Annotated in this window: 11 protein-coding genes; 5 read left to right on the top strand and 6 right to left on the bottom strand. The window is 66.5% G+C overall.

The genetic code is table 11. The annotated features are described in order from the left end of the window. Positions 1–6 precede the first annotated feature (6 nt). Genes ACZ5LB_RS11720 through ACZ5LB_RS11730 form a run of 3 tightly spaced genes read right to left on the bottom strand, consistent with a single transcriptional unit; the run spans position 7 to position 1,922 of the window. On the bottom strand, positions 7–933 hold the full coding sequence (locus ACZ5LB_RS11720; RefSeq protein ID WP_464602405.1) for an ATP-dependent 6-phosphofructokinase: 927 nt from the start codon (positions 931–933) through the stop codon (positions 7–9). A gap of 38 nt (positions 934–971) precedes the next feature. Continuing rightward, positions 972–1,343 (bottom strand): hypothetical protein, encoded by a 372-nt coding sequence (locus tag ACZ5LB_RS11725; RefSeq protein ID WP_464602406.1) that lies wholly within the window; start codon positions 1,341–1,343, stop codon positions 972–974. A gap of 57 nt (positions 1,344–1,400) precedes the next feature. Continuing rightward, entirely contained in the window at positions 1,401–1,922 is a 522-nt protein-coding gene (locus ACZ5LB_RS11730) for a hypothetical protein (RefSeq protein ID WP_464602407.1), read from the bottom strand. 145 nt (positions 1,923–2,067) lie between these two features. Between ACZ5LB_RS11730 and thiC the strand changes: the two genes are divergently transcribed. The 3 genes from thiC to ACZ5LB_RS11745 all read left to right on the top strand — a co-directional run bounded on the left by thiC (position 2,068) and on the right by ACZ5LB_RS11745 (position 8,364). Continuing rightward, on the top strand, positions 2,068–3,897 hold the full coding sequence (thiC, locus tag ACZ5LB_RS11735; protein ID WP_464602408.1) for a phosphomethylpyrimidine synthase ThiC: 1,830 nt from the start codon (positions 2,068–2,070) through the stop codon (positions 3,895–3,897). Between the two features lie 12 nt (positions 3,898–3,909). Beyond that, on the top strand, positions 3,910–6,609 hold the full coding sequence (locus ACZ5LB_RS11740; RefSeq protein ID WP_464602409.1) for a DUF4118 domain-containing protein: 2,700 nt from the start codon (positions 3,910–3,912) through the stop codon (positions 6,607–6,609). A 615-nt stretch (positions 6,610–7,224) separates the two neighbouring features. Next, complete coding sequence (locus tag ACZ5LB_RS11745; protein WP_464602410.1) at positions 7,225–8,364, top strand: hypothetical protein; 1,140 nt, start codon at positions 7,225–7,227, stop codon at positions 8,362–8,364. Positions 8,365–8,395: 31 nt separating this feature from the next. Here ACZ5LB_RS11745 and ACZ5LB_RS11750 read toward each other — a convergent pair whose 3' ends face one another. Next, positions 8,396–9,271 carry a class I SAM-dependent methyltransferase gene (locus ACZ5LB_RS11750; RefSeq protein ID WP_464602411.1) on the bottom strand — a complete coding sequence of 292 codons (876 nt, stop codon included), beginning with the start codon at positions 9,269–9,271 and terminating at the stop codon, positions 8,396–8,398. A gap of 79 nt (positions 9,272–9,350) precedes the next feature. Beyond that, positions 9,351–10,604 carry a type IV pilus twitching motility protein PilT gene (locus ACZ5LB_RS11755; protein ID WP_464602412.1) on the bottom strand — a complete coding sequence of 418 codons (1,254 nt, stop codon included), beginning with the start codon at positions 10,602–10,604 and terminating at the stop codon, positions 9,351–9,353. Between the two features lie 157 nt (positions 10,605–10,761). Here ACZ5LB_RS11755 and typA point away from each other — a divergent pair, with 157 nt between their 5' ends. Both typA and ACZ5LB_RS11765 read left to right on the top strand, forming a co-directional pair. After that, the gene (gene typA / locus ACZ5LB_RS11760; RefSeq protein WP_464602413.1) at positions 10,762–12,588 is read left to right on the top strand and encodes a translational GTPase TypA; all 1,827 of its coding nucleotides are present in this window, start codon (positions 10,762–10,764) and stop codon (positions 12,586–12,588) included. Positions 12,589–12,812: 224 nt separating this feature from the next. Beyond that, positions 12,813–14,402 (top strand): methyl-accepting chemotaxis protein, encoded by a 1,590-nt coding sequence (locus ACZ5LB_RS11765; protein WP_464602414.1) that lies wholly within the window; start codon positions 12,813–12,815, stop codon positions 14,400–14,402. A gap of 15 nt (positions 14,403–14,417) precedes the next feature. On the opposite strand, the gene ACZ5LB_RS11770 is transcribed toward ACZ5LB_RS11765, so the two are convergent. After that, positions 14,418–15,362 (bottom strand): carbamate kinase, encoded by a 945-nt coding sequence (locus ACZ5LB_RS11770; protein WP_464602415.1) that lies wholly within the window; start codon positions 15,360–15,362, stop codon positions 14,418–14,420. Positions 15,363–15,520 lie beyond the last annotated feature (158 nt).

A 15,520-nucleotide genomic window follows, 5' to 3' on the forward strand; every position in this document is an offset into this window, starting at 1 on the left:
GATGGGCTACCGGGCCAGGATGCCCGCGAGGGCAGCCAACTCCTTGGGGGGATTCGGCTTGGGGTCCCGGAGGCGGGAGAAGGGGTTGAGGACCATTTCTCCGTGCTGCGAACCAAGATAGAAGGAAGTCTCCCCCGCGGCGAGCCGTTTCACGGCTTCGGAGCCCCACATGCTGCCCCAGATCCGGTCCAGGGCCGTGGGGCTGCCGCCCCGCTGGATGTGCCCGAGGACCACCACCCGCAGGTCGAGGTTGTACTCGGCCTGGAGCCGTTCGCTGATCTTGTAGGCGCCGCCCGTGGAGTCGCCTTCGGCCACCACCACGATGCTGGAGCGCTTCCCGCGCTGCCAGCCGGCCTTGAGCTGGGTGACGAGGGAATCGTAGCCCTGGCTGTCCGATTCCGGGTAGAGCACCGCCTCCGCCCCGCAGGCGATGGCGGTGTTGACCGCGATCATGCCCGAGCTGCGACCCATGACTTCCACCAGGAAGATGCGCTCGTGGGCGCTGGCGGTGTCGCGGATGCGGTCGATGGCCTGGACCGCGGTGTTGAGGGCGGTGTCGAAGCCCAGGGTCCGGTCGGTGCCCGGCAGGTCGTTGTCGATGGTGCCGGGGATGCCCGCGCAGGGGATGCCGTGCTCCCGGTTGAGCATCTCGGCGCCCGTGAAGCTGCCGTCGCCGCCGATGACCACCAGGGCGTCCACGCCCGCGTCCCGCATGTCCTGGGCGGCCTTGGCGCGCACGGCGGGAAGGTGCCAGGCTTCGCACCGGGCGGTGTTCAGGATGGTCCCGCCGCGCTGGAGGATGTTGGCGCAGTTGCGGGAGGTGAGGGGCCGCCAGTCCTGCTCCACGAGCCCCTGGAAACCGCGCCAGACGCCGTATACGTTGATGTTCAGGGAATCAGACGTTCGAACGACCGCACGGATGGCGGCATTCATGCCGGGGGCGTCCCCACCAGAAGTAAGTACAGCTATTCTCAACCCTTCACCTTCCTGCTCGATTTGCGGCCACCCTTGGCCGGATTCTTTTTCGCCTTGGATGCCTTGGGTGCCTTGGCGGACTTGGCGGATTTGGCGGACTTCCCGGACTTGGCGGACTTGGAGGTCCGGGAGGCGCGGCGGCTCTTGGCGGCCTTGACGCCCCGGGTGTCCTTGAGATGGGTTTCGGGCGGGGGAAGCGGGGGCGGCTCAACGATGCCGCGGGGCACCGGAGGCAGGTCGCCCTCGACGAGGCCCTGGGCCTGGGCGCGCTCCGAGCGGGCCTTCAGGACGGGATCCGGAGGGGGAGGCTGGGCACCCAGAATGAAGCAGCCGAGAAAGAGAACAATCAATTTTCGGGATCGAACCATTCGCCTGACTCCGGGGCCGTCCCCTACACGATAACCCAGGAGGGTCCCCCTGCGAAATCACCCCTGCTTGCCCGCCCGCAGCTTGGAGAAGAATTCGGCGATGATGGCGTCGGCCTCGGGCTTCACGATGTCGGCGTCCTGGGCCTTGCGGTCCAGGATGTCCCGCCCCGCGGAGGCCGAGAAGATGGTCTCGGCGGCCATGGGCTGGAGGTTCTTGAGGATGTACTCGGAGACGTCGATCAGGCGGTGGCCCACCTTCTCCAGCTTCTGGCGGACGATGTCCTGGTACTGGAAGAGGTCGTAGACGCCCTGGATGTTGTAGGTGCCGTTGTCTGCGTGGAGGGCGATGCTCTCCATCTTCTCGATGAGGTCGGTCAGGTCGTCGGAAGGCGGCACCAGCCGGGTGAGGATGACCTGGCATTCCTTGGCCAGGGCCTGGATCTCCTCGAAGCTGTTCTGGACCACCTCCATCTGCGAGATCACGCGCTCGGCCCCACCCTCCTGCTCGTGGGCGATCTGGATGATCTGGTCGGGGATGGCCGGGGTCCGGGGTTGACTGGCCGCGTTCGGATCTGTCATGTAAGCCCCATGCGTTGAACCATAGTGACCCATCTGGGCATCGTCCACCACTGATACCACCGTTGGAATCCCGAACGCGGAAATTCCTTTCCGCCGCGCTACACTCCCCTAGGGCCGCCTGAGCCGCCCCGATGCCGGAGTCACCATGTCAACTATTCCCGATTCCCAGCCCACCGGAGGTTCTGTCCTCGCAAGTTGTCTCGTGCCTTTCCCGGCCTCGGAAAAAATCTACGTGACCGGTTCCCGGCCCGACCTTCGGGTGCCCCTGCGGCGCGTCAGCCTGCACGCCACCCGGGACTTCGACGGCACCCTGACGCCCAACGCCCCCCTGGACCTCTACGACACCACGGGCCCCTACACCGATCCCCAGGGCGGCGTGGACCTGGCCCGGGGGCTCAAGCCCCTGCGCCTTCCCTGGATCCAGGAGCGCGGCGACGTGGAGGAGCTGCCCGGCGCCACCAGCCTCTACCGCAAGCTGCGGGAACGGGACCCGGAGCTGGACCGCATCCGCTTCCATGCCGAGCGCCAGCCCATGCGGGCCCGGACGGGGCGGAACGTGTCCCAGATGCACTACGCCCGGAAGGGCATCATCACCCCCGAGATGGAGTTCATCGCCATCCGGGAGAACATGGGCCGGGAGGCCGCCGGCATCAAGAGCCACATCACGCCCGAATTCGTGCGCAGCGAAGTGGCCCGGGGCCGCGCGGTGATCCCCAGCAACATCAACCACCCCGAGAGCGAGCCCATGATCATCGGGCGCAGCTTCCTGGTGAAGATCAACGCCAACATCGGCAATTCCGCCGTGGCCTCCACCATCGAGGAGGAGGTCGAGAAGATGGCCTGGTCCATCCGGTGGGGCGCGGACACCGTCATGGACCTTTCCACCGGCGACAACATCCACGAGACGCGGGAATGGATCCTGCGCAACTCCCCGGTGCCCATCGGCACCGTGCCCATCTACCAGGCCCTGGAGAAGGTCAACGGCAAGGCCGAGGACCTCACCTGGGAGATCTTCCGGGACACGCTCATCGAACAGGCCGAGCAGGGCGTGGACTACTTCACCATCCACGCCGGGGTGCGCCTGCAGTACGTGCCCCTCACCGCCAAGCGCATGACGGGCATCGTCAGCCGGGGCGGCTCCATCCTGGCCAAGTGGTGCCTGGCCCACCACAAGGAGAACTTCCTCTACACGCACTTCGAGGACATCTGCGAGATCATGGCGGCCTACGACGTGGCCTTCTCCCTGGGCGACGGGCTTCGCCCCGGCTCCACGGCCGACGCCAACGACGAGGCCCAGTTCGCCGAGCTGGACACCCTGGGCGAGCTCACGAAGATCGCCTGGAAGCACGACGTGCAGGTCATCATCGAAGGCCCCGGCCACGTGCCCATGCACCTCATCAAGGAGAACATGGACCGCCAGCTGGAGGTGTGCGGCGAGGCGCCCTTCTACACCCTGGGCCCCCTCACCACGGACGTGGCCCCGGGCTACGACCACATCACCTCGGCCATCGGCGCGGCCATGATCGGGTGGTACGGCACGGCCATGCTCTGCTACGTGACCCCCAAGGAGCACCTGGGCCTGCCCAACAAGAAGGACGTCAAGGACGGCGTCATCGCCTACAAGATCGCCGCCCACGCCGCCGACCTGGCCAAGGGCCACCCCGGCGCCCGGTTGTGGGACGACGCCATGAGCAAGGCCCGGTTCGAGTTCCGCTGGGAGGACCAGTTCAACCTGGCCATGGACCCGGACACCGCCCGGGAGTTCCACGACGAGACCCTGCCGGCCGAGGGCGCCAAGGTGGCCCACTTCTGCTCCATGTGCGGCCCGCATTTCTGCTCCATGAAGATCACCCAGGACGTCCGGGAATACGCCAAGACCCGCGGCCTGGACGAAAAGGAGGCCCTGACCGCCGGCATGGAGGAGAAGAGCCGGGAATTCGAAGCCACCGGGGCGGAGATTTACCATCAGGCGTAGTAACCTCTTCCCGTGGAACCCAATCGCCCCAACCCCGATGACCTTCTGAAAACCGTCCAGGAAGAGGAAGCCCGCACGTCCAGGGCCCGGCTGAAGATCTTCTTCGGCATGGCCCCGGGCGTGGGCAAGACCTACGCCATGCTCCAGGACGCCCAGATCCGCATGATGGAGGGCGTGAAGGTCGTCGCGGGCGTGGTGGAGACGCACGGCAGGGCCGAGACCCTGGCCCTCACCGCCGGCCTGGAATTCCTCCCCAAGCGCATCCTGCCCTACCGGGGGGTGCAGCTGGAGGAATTCGACGTGGAGGCGGCCCTCCGGCGCCGGCCCGCGCTGATCCTCATGGACGAGCTGGCCCACACCAACGTGCAGGGCTCGCTGCACGTCAAGCGCTGGCAGGACGTTTTCGACCTGCTGGAGGCGGGCATCGAGGTCTACGCCACCGTCAACGTCCAGCACCTGGAGAGCCTCAAGGACACCGTGGCGCAGATCACCGGCGTCCTCGTCCGGGAAACCATCCCCGACACGATCCTCAACCGCGCCGACCAGATCGAACTGGTGGACATCCCCCCCGAGGAGCTCCTGGAGCGCCTGAAGGAGGGCAAGGTCTACGTTCCCGACCAGGCGCAATACGCCTCCGAGCGCTTCTTCCGCAAGGGGAACCTCCTGGCGCTTCGCGAGCTGGCCCTGCGCCGCACCGCCCAGCACGTGGACGCGGACATGCGCCGCTACATGGAGGCCCAGGGCCTCAAGGGCAAGACCTGGGCCGCGGGCGAGCGGATCCTCGTGTGCATCAATTCCAAGCCGCGCTCCGCCAGCCTCATCCGCGCCGGCAGGCGCATGGCCGAATCCATGGGGGCGCCTTGGATCGCGCTGTACGTGGAGACCGGCAAGCACATCCGCTATAGCGACGAGGAGCGGGCCCACCTGGAGGACCACCTGCGCCTCGCCGAGCAGCTCGGGGCCGAGACCGCCGTCATCCAGGGCGACCTGGGCGCGGGCGAGGACATCCTGGCCTTCGCCCTGGCCCACAACGTCACCCGCATCATCCTCGGAAAGCCCACCTATTCGCGGGTTCCGGCCTTCATCTCCGGTTCCCTGGTGGACGACCTGGTGCGGCTCACCAACACCATCGAGATCCACGTCATCCCCGGGGAGGTCCCCGGGAAGGCCAAGGGCCGGCGCAAGTCCCTGCCTTCGGGCGCGGGGCCGGCCCCCGCCCACTTCGTCTGGGGCGCGGTCATGGTGGCGGTCATCACGGGCGTGTGCCTCCTCCTGGGGCGCCGCTTCGAACTGGCCGACCACGTCATGCTCTTCATCCTGGGCATCCTCCTGGTGGCCACGCGCTTCGGAAGGCTGCCCTCCCTGGCGGCGGCGGGGCTCAGCGTGCTGTCCCTGGATTTCTTCTTCGTGCCCCCGGCCCGGTCCTTCGTGGTGCGCGACCTCCGGCACATCGCCACCTTCGCCGTGATGCTCCTGGTGGGCGCGGTCATCGGCAACCTCACCGAACGCATCCGCGCCCAGATCCGCCTGGCGCGCACCCGCGAACAGCGCCTGCGCGCCCTGTTCCGCCTGAGCCGGGAACTGACCCGCACCTTCGGCTCCCAGGCCATGATGGACGTCTCCATCCGCATCCTGGCCGAGCATTTCCAGAGCAGCATCTCCATCTCGCTGCCGGGCCCCGGGGGCAGGCTCGTGGCCCACGGCAGCCCCAAGGACCCGCCCCTGGGCGAGGACGAGCTGGGGGTGGCCCAGTGGGTCTACGACCATCACGAGGCCGCGGGCCTGGGCACCGACACGTTGCCCGGCGCCCACGCGCTGTACCTGCCCCTCAAGGGTTCCCACGGCCTCATCGGCGTCCTGGGCATCCAGCCCCTGGCCACCGCCGGCATGGAGACCATGGAGCCGGACCAGCGCCACCTCATGGAGGCCTTCGCGAACCACACCGCCCTGGCCCTGGAACGCACCATCCTGTCCGAGAAGAACCTGGACACCCAGCGCCGCATGGACCGGGAGCAGGTGCGCAGCGCCCTGCTGTCGTCCGTATCCCATGACCTGAGCATGCCCCTGGCGGGGATCACGTCCGCCGCCCGGGCCCTCCAGAAGGACGACGGGAGCCTCACCCCCGAGGCCCGCCACCAGCTGGCCGGCGTCATCCACGACGAGGGCCACCAGCTGAGCCGCCTGATCGCCAACCTCCTGGACGCCACCCGCCTGGAGTCGGGCGTGGAGCTCAAGAAGGCGTGGATGACCGTCCCGGACCTGGTGGAGACCGCCCTGGCCCGCCTCAAGCCCCTCATGCCCGACCGTCCCGTGGCCCTGGAATTGCCGGCCAACCTGCCCCGGTTCCAGGCCGACCCGGTGCTCATGGAACAGGTCCTCATCAACCTCCTGGAGAACGCCCAACGCTATTCCCCGCCCGGCCAGCCCATCGAGATCAAGTCCTGGGCCACCGACCGGGCCCTGACGATCTGCGTCTCCGACCACGGCCCCGGGATCCCCGAGGACCAGGAGGAGCGGATCTTCGAGAAGCTGGTGCGCTTCCAGCAGGGCGAATCCAGACTGGGCGCCGGCCTGGGCCTGGCCATCTGCAAGGGCGTCATGGACGCCCACGGCGGGAAGATCCAGGCCAGCAACCGGCCCCAGGGCGGCGCGAGCTTCCGCATCAGCCTCCCCCTGGAGGGGAAGGCGCCAGCCCGGCCGGCCGAGGAATAATAAAATGAATTGGGCCATACCCGAGGGGCCGTGGAATCTTCGCCAAGTCGAGGATCAACCCCTTTCAAGATCCCCCGAAGCCCGGGAATTCCCGGCGGACTCGGCAAATGCGAGCACAAACACAAATAAGCAATTATCAACAAAATATAGTTGAAAAATATAGATATATAATGGAAAAAAACGATTGATTTTTCAAATCCTGTCCACTAGATTCTGGGACTCAGGAGGAGAGATGAAACGTGTTTTTCTGGGAATCACGTTCACGATGGCCCTGACCTCCCATGGCCCCCTGGGGGCCAACGACCCCACCGGGATCCAACGTCCCGCCAATTCTGATCCATGCTCCGGGATTGATGACCCGGAACAGGCCCGAAGATGCATGGAAGAGGCCGCGGGCGGGGCGGCTGGACGACTTCCCGCCACGGATTGCGGTAGGCTTTGCCCACTCCCCTGCACTTTCCAATTCAACGCCCCCCTTTTCAAGGGTCATTGCCTTGCCTCCATCGAGCGATGCAATGGCCGGATCGGATTTGCCATCTGCCAATGCAACGGCAATGGAGTCTATTTCCATGGGCGGGGAACCAAGCATCTGATGTATCAACGGTAAGGCACCCCATGTCCAAGTTGCCAAGATTCCTGCCCCTCCTACTATTTGCGACTTCAATTTCCGCGCAAACCGCTCCCTTCGATCCAAACCACCCCGTCTGGGATCGCAACCGGCAATGGCTCGTCATTCAAGACAGGATCCACTCCAGGTCCGAGGCTGAAAGCAGGTTTTCCAGGGGCGTCCAGCCAACCATCGGGGGCCCCGGCTTTCAGGACGCGTCCGATCTCTCCTTTGACGGGACCTTTGCCTATTGCACGGCCAACCGGGGCCGCGAAAGCATCGCCCTGAACCTAGGCTGGCTGGAGGTTTCGAACCTTGAGTCCCGGTGGATCTGGAAAAAGCCGGCGGTCCTGCCTGGGCACCTCCGGTTCCTGGCTGGGACCATGGAAAGGGCCCTGCTCCTCCGCATGCCAGGCATTACGGAACCCGGGAAAACGCAGAAGACCTCCATCGAGTTGTATGATTTCGTGGAAGAACGGCTCACGCCCCTTCTCGACCTGGATGCCGGACTGGGCCCCTTCGACGCCTGTGCCGTGGCCTCGAATTGGGACTTCTACCTTCTCCTGTCCAACGGATCCCTGTTTCGTGTGCCCTTCGGGCAAAGGACGATCACGGCCCTGGAGACGGATAGCCTCCGAAGGTTGGTCGAAGGGATGATCGACCTTGAAACCGACGAACGAGGCGCTCGAGTGGTGCCCGTGCCGCCTCACTTCACCGGCAACCCCTTCATCGGTCAAACCGGGGAGATCTATTTCCCCATCCAGGTGCGCCAAAAAAACCATTGGGACGAGGCTGCGATCATGCGCCTTTGGAATACCCTTGCGCCCTCCGAGCAACAGACCTTCATCGCCTCAGGAAAATGGCCCATCCATGGCGGCTATGACGGCTCCGACGAGACATTCCTCCTTCTTGGCTTCGATCCGGCCACCCGCAAACTCCGGCGCGTTCCCAACGAATCCATGGACACCCTGGTCCGCCGGGACGGCTACACCCGCCAATGGCAGTTGGTGGAGCCGGGATGGGTCTCCCTCGCCGAGGGAAAGGATGGCGGCATCGTGCCCCTGGATTCGCTGGTGGAACCGGTCAAGCCGGAGGAAAAGCGCGGGTGGGCTTCCCTTAGCAGCGGTTCAGTGCCCTCGCGGCCTTGAGGAGGCAGGCTCTCGCCGCGCGGGGCGTTCCCTACTGATGGGACGGTGCCGATGCCAGGGGCTTCCGGACCACGAGGTTGCAGCCCTTGACCCGGAGGTCCTCCTCCGTCAGCCCCCGGAACTCGCGGCAGCGGTGCCGGGCGGCCTCGGGGCACCCGTCGAACAGGTCGACCCCATCCTTGAGGATCTCGAACCCGGCGGCCCGGAACCCGCCGATCAGTTCGGAATGGCGAAGGCGGTTGGTGTAGAAGCCGGAACGGGCGAACCAGTCCCGCTCCCAGAGTCCCGAACCGATGCGCAGGTTGTTCAGCGAGCCCCCCAGCATGTCCCGGAAGTCCACCCGGTGGGAGCCCACGCCCCCCGGGCGGGTGATGCGGAACAGTTCCCGCAGGTGGGCCGGCACCTCGGCGCGGCGGACATGCTGCAGCACGGTGTTGGAGAACACCAGGTCGAAGGCGTCGCTGGCTTGGCCCCGAAGGCAGGGCAGCCCCCCGGTCTGGTACCGGACCCGGGACCGGGCCAGGTCCGGCGGCAGGGAGGCCCCGCACAGGGCCAGGGCTTCGGGCGTGAGGTAGGCCGAAGGCTCGAACAACCGTTGGACGTCCACCAGGCAGACGGTTTCGAACCCCGCGGCCAAGGCATTGCCGATGGTGAAGCCGCCCTCCCCCGGTCCCAGCTCCAGCAGCCTTTTCGTGGGCGTACCCTGGCAGTGCACGAGGGCGCCGGAGTGGTTTTCCCAGACCCGGCGCGCATAGGCCAGGTTTTCCATCCGCCCGTGCTCGAACAACCCCAGGGCCTTCCAGTGGCGATGCGCCAGGGGCACATGGCCGAGCGCCACCTTGATGGTGATCCGCAACCACCAGGGCAGGCCGATCATGGAGGCCAGTTCCCGGACCTTCAAGGGCATGGTTTTCATCCTCGCAATGGATTTACCCAAGGATGGACGTCCGCCGCTCAGTTCACAAGCCTTCTTTCGGAGGCCAGCGCTACCGCGCCAAGGTGATCTTGATGTCCCCGCCCGGGCCCGGGTCCCCGGGCTTGTTCTGGGGGGTTCTCGGGTCGGGCCTGGGGGCCTGGGGGGACAGCGGCGTGCCGCCGGCCTCCCGGCCCAGGCCGGAGCTGATGGACATGCCCTTGTCCATGTTGGTCCGGGACATCTCGGCGGTGGAGGCGATGCCCTCCAGGCGGAGCTTGAATTCGCCCACGTTGGTTGCCCGCTTGAGGGCCTCCTCCACGGTGATGAGTCCTTCCTGGAGAAGGAAGTAGAGGCTCTGGTCGAAAGTCTGCATTCCGTACTGGCTGGTGCCCTGGGCGATGACGTCCTTGAGGCCCTTGGTGCGGTCCTTGTCCTCGATGCACGCCTTGACGGTCTCGGTGGCGATGAGGACCTCCACGGCGGGCACCCGGCCCTGCCCGTCGGCCCGGGGCACCAGGCGCTGGGAGATGACGGCCTTGAGCACCTGGCTCAACTGGATGCGGATCTGCTTCTGGTGGTGGGGCGGGAAGACCGAGATGACGCGGTTGATGGTTTCCGAGGCGTCCAGGGTGTGGAGGGTGGAGAAGACCAGGTGACCGGTCTCGGCCGCGTGGATGGCGGTCTCGATGGTCTCGTAGTCGCGCATCTCGCCCACGAGGATGACGTCGGGGTCCTGGCGCAGGGCGGCCCGCAGGGCGGTGGCGAAGCTCTTGCAGTCGGCCTCCACCTCGCGCTGGTTGATGATGGAGAGGTTATCCCGGTGGAGGTATTCGATGGGGTCCTCGATCGTGAGGATATGCTCACTTCGGGTGGCGTTGATGAGGTCGATCATGGCCGCCAGGGTGGTGGACTTGCCCGAACCGGTGGTGCCGGTGACCAGGACCAGGCCGCGCTGCTCCTCGCAGATCTTGTTCAGGGCCCGGGGCAGCATCAGGTCCTCGATGGAGAAGATGCGCCGGGGGATCACGCGCAGGACCATGCCCACCGTGCCCCGCTGGTTGAAGATGTTGCAACGGAACCGGCCCAGGGCGGGAACCGAGTAGGCAAGATCGATATCCATGTTCTCTTTGAACTTAGCCTTCTGCCGGTCCGTGGCCATGATGGAGTAGGCCATGGCGATGGTGTCTTCCTGCACCAGCTTCTTGAACTGCGTCAGGGGGGTGAGGCGGCCCTTCACCCGGGCAACCGGGTAGTTCCCGACCTTGAGGTGGAGGTCGGACCCCCCCAGGTCCACGATTGTGGTGAGCAATTCATTGATATGCATGACCCGCTCCGCGACTTTTTCCTTGAATCCAGGGAAGGTTTCCGCACCATCTTAAGCCTTCCCGGCAAATCCGGGATGGGTGAAATGCCTTTCCTCTGTTAAAATCTACGGTTCTGCCAGGACCGCACCCGGCTGCCAGATCTTTCCAAGGACCCGAATGACCGCCATCGAGAAGATCCGCAACATCGCCATCATCGCCCACGTCGATCATGGCAAGACCACCCTGGTGGACGCCATGTTCAAGGGCGCCCACATGTTCCGGGACAACCAGAGGGTCCAGGAACGGGCCATGGACAGCAACGACCAGGAACGGGAACGCGGCATCACCATCCTCGCGAAGACCACGGCCATGCACTGGGGCGGCTACCGCTTCAACATCGTCGACACCCCCGGCCACGCCGACTTCGGCGGCGAGGTGGAGCGGGTGCTGAGCATGGTGGACTCGGTCCTCCTGGTGGTCGACGCCTTTGACGGCCCCATGCCCCAGACCAAGTTCGTCACCCGCAAGGCCCTGGCCCTGGGCCTGCGGCCCATCGTGGTCATCAACAAGGTGGACCGCCCCGGAGCCCGGCCCCTGTGGAGCCAGGACGCGGTGTTCGAGCTCCTCATCGAGCTGGGCGCCACGGAGGAGCAGCTGGACTTCTGCTGCGTGTTCGCCAGCGCCAAGCAGGGCTACGCGATGATGGACATCAACGATCCCGCCGAAAGCCTGGATCCCCTGTTCGACGCCATCGTCAAGCACTGCCCGGCCCCCAAGGGCGACCCCGAGGCCCCCCTGCAGATGCTGGTCACCCTCATGGACTACAACGACTTCGTGGGCCAGATCGGCATCGGCCGCATCGTCAACGGGCGCATCAAGGTGGGCGAGCAGGTGGCGCTCATCAAGCGGGACGGCTCCATCCAGAACCAGAAGGTCTCGATGCTCTACGGCTTCGAGGGCCTGACCCGGGTGAACCTCACCGAGGCCTCAGCGGGCGAGATCATCGCCCTGGCCGGCATCCCCGACATCCGGGTGGGCGAGACCATCGCCAGCCAGGAGAACCCCCAGGCCCTGGAATACGTGGACATCGACGAGCCCACCATCTCCATGATGTTCGTCGTCAACAACGGCCCCTTCGCGGGCCAGGACGGCAAGCACACCCAGAGCCGCCGCATCCGGGAGCGCCTGACCAAGGAGCTCCAGCACAACGTCGCCCTGCGCGTGGAGGATTCCGAGAGCCCCGACAGCTTCAAGGTCTCCGGCCGCGGCGAGCTGCACCTGGCGGTGCTCATCGAGACCATGCGCCGCGAGGGCTTCGAGCTCTGCGTGAGCCGCCCCGAGGTGATCCTGCACACCGACCCCGTCACCGGCGAGAAGCTCGAACCGTACGAGGACATCACCATCGACGTGCCCGAGGAGTTCATGGGCGTGGTCATGGAGAAGCTGGGCGCCCGCAAGGCCGAGATGCAGGACATGGCCAACGAGATGGGCCGCATCCGCCTGCACTTCAAGATCCCCAGCCGCGGCCTCATCGGCTACCGCTCCGAATTCATGACCGACACCCGCGGCGAGGGCATCCTCCACAGCCTCTTCAGCCACTACGGCCCGTACAAGGGCGAACTGCCCCGGCGCAAGAACGGCGTGCTGATCTCCATGGACCAGACCGAGGCCGTGGGCTTCGCGCTCATGAGCCTGGAGGACCGGGGCGTCATGTTCGTGCATCCCGGCTTCAAGTGCTACGAAGGCATGATCGTCGGCGAGCACGCCCGGGAGAACGACCTGGTGGTCAATATCGGCAAGGTCAAGAAGCTCAGCAATATGCGCTCCTCGGGCGCCGACGAGGCCACCCGCATCACCCCGCCCCGGGACCACACCCTGGAACAGGCCCTGGAGTACATCGAGCAGGACGAGCTGGTGGAGGTCACCCCCAACTTCGTGCGCATGCGCAAGCGCATCCTCTCAGAGAACGACCGCAAGAAGGCCGACCGCCGTTCCAACAACTAGACGCCGCGGCACGGGAAAGGGCCGGGCCCCCGGGTCCGGCCCTTTCCATGCCTTGATACCGGAAAACGATCAAAGACATTCCCAAAAGATATTGGACGCGGTTCCCGGATGCCCCCGATGCTTGGGCATCCACCAGAATCCGACCGTGGCGCAGCATGCCTCCAGGAGGATTCGCCCCCGTTCCCCATGCGCCCTGCGGGGTCGCACCCTCGCAAGGACCGCCCATGCTCGATTTCAGGAACCTCCCCGTCAAACGAAAGATCCAGCTCGTGGTGGGGACCTTCTCCTTCGTGCTTCTGGCGACCCTGGCCCTGGCCATCAAGGACGTGTGGGCCGCCCAGAGCCGGTGCGAGCAGATCTACCACGACCAGCTGCTGCCCGTGGGCGACCTCACCACGGTGCGCACCGCCACCCTGCGGGCCCTGGTGCTGGCCAACAACCACCTGAGGGCCACCAGCCCCGCGGAGAGGGCGGCCATCGAGGCCGACATGGACAAGATGGACGAGAGCCTGGCGGCGGCCTGGGAGCGCTACAAACAATCCCTCACGTCCGAGGTGGGCATGAAGGTAGGTCCCCAGTACCACGCCCTCCTCCTCGAGCAGGTGCGGATCCGGAGGGACCTGATCCTGCCCGCCTCCCGCCGGGGCGACGCGGAGGGAGGCCGGCGGATCCTCCGGGAACAGATCGACCCCCTGGACCGTCAAATGGGCCCCCTGGGCGCCGCCCTGGTGAAGGACAACGCCCGCCGGGCCTCCGAGGCCCTGGAGGACGGCCGGGCTCAGTTCCGCCGGGGGACGACCCTGGGCATCAGCTTCGCGACCCTGGGCCTCCTCGCCGGGGCCTTCCTGGGCTGGGTCGTGGTCAAGCAGGTCAATGATCCCCTGGTGGCCTTCGGGAAGCTCCTGGGCGCGGTGGCCGAGGGCGACCTCACCGCCCGGGCGCAGCTGGACCGGAAGGACGAGTTCGGCGAGATGGGCGCGGGCCTGAACGCCATGCTGGCCCGCCTCCAGGCGGTGCTCATGGACGTGCGCGGCGGGGTTGAGGGCGTGGCCAGCGGCGCCGTGCAGCTGTCGGCGTCCGCGGAGCAGATGGCCGCCACGTCCCAGGACATCGCCCGGGCCTCCGAGAGCCTGCGCCAGGGCAGCGAATCCATGGCGGCTTCCGTGAACGAGCTGGCCTGTTCCATCGATTCCGTGAACACCGGGGCCCAGGCCTCCCTCCAGCTGCTGGACGAGGCCCTTCTGGCCACGGACCGCGGCCAGGCGGCGGGCTCGAGCACCAACGCGGCCATGGAGGAGATCTCCGGCACCGCGGGCCAGATCTCCGCGGCCGTGGGGGTGATCCAGGAGATCGCCAACCAGACCAACCTCCTTTCGCTCAACGCCGCCATCGAGGCCGCCAAGGCCGGGGCCCAGGGCAAGGGCTTCTCCGTGGTCGCCGAGGAGGTGCGCAAGCTCGCCGAACGCAGCGGAACCTCCGCCAAGGAGGTCAGCGCCCTCATCGACGCGGCCCGCCAGGCCGTGGCCAAGGGCGAGACCACCGTGGACACCACGGTGGAGACCCTGGAGGCCATCCGGAGGACCCTGGCCGACTTCGCCGGCCAGACCCGCACCGTGGCCGCCGCCACCGTGGAGCAGGCCAGCGCCGGCGCCGACGTGTCCAGACAGGTGGACACCAGTTCCCAGCAGGCCATCGCGGTGGCTTCCGCGGTGACCCAGATGTCGGCCTCCAATTCGGAAGTGGCCCGAACCGCCCAGGACCTGACGAAGCTCTCGGAGGACCTGCAGGCGAAGGTGCGGCACTTCAAGCTGTAGGATCCCCCCGTCAGCTCACCCCACGATGCGCGTGCCCGTCTCGCCGCGGAGGGCCTGGGCTAGGTGGGCGGGGTCGGTGATGAGGGCCTCCTTGCCGCCCCCTTCCAGGAAGGCCACCACGGCCTGGATCTTGGGCAGCATGCTGCCGGGCTTGAAGTGGCCCTCTTGGATGTACGTCCGGGCCTCGGCCAGGGTCATGCGGGAAAGGGCCCGCTGGGTGGGCTTGCCGAAGTCCAGGCACACCTGCTCCACCGCGGTGGAGATGATCAGCAGTTCGGCGCCCAGCTGACGGGCCATGAGGCTCGAGGCCAGGTCCTTGTCGATGACGGCGGCGGCGCCCTGCAGGCGGCCGTCGGCGTCCTCCACCACGGGGATGCCCCCGCCGCCCCCGGCCACCACCACGAAGCCGGCGTCCAGCAGGCTCCGGATGGCCTCCAGCTCCAGGATCACCTGGGGCCTGGGCGAGGCCACCACGCGGCGGAAGCCGCGCCCCGCGTCCTCCACCAGGTCCCAGCCGTCCTGGGCCCGGTGCAGCTCGGCCTGCTCGGCGCTCATGAAGGAGCCGATGGGCTTGTTGGGCTTGGCGAAGGCCGGGTCGGCCCGGTCCACCAGCACCTGGGTGACCACGGTGGCCGGCGTGCGGGCCACGCCCCGGCGCTTGAACTCGTTGTGCATGGCGCGCTGCAGGTGGTAGCCCAGGGCGCCCTGGGTGTCGGCCACGCAGGAGTCCAGGGGCACCATGTGCAGTTCCTGGGCGGCCAGTTCGGACCGGCGCAGGATGAACCCCACCTGGGGTCCGTTCCCGTGGGTCACCACCAGGCGCAGGTCTTCGGCCTTGAGCATGGACGCGATGTGCACGCAGGTTTCAGCCGCGGCCTCGTACTGGTCGGCCACCGACTGGTGGGAATCGTCCGCGATGAGGGAGTTGCCGCCGATGGCGATGACTACGGTCCGGGTCATGGTGTTCCTCCGCTTGAATGAAAAATTTTAGCTTTCATGATAAATTTTTTTCAATCGATTTTTTTGACCTCGGGGTCAATTATTAATCAAAGATCACCGCGTGATGTCGGGCACATTGCGGGGCGGGCGTGCCCCTCAGCCCCCATCCTTGGTGCATA

This window comes from Mesoterricola sp. MK458, assembly GCF_055384935.1.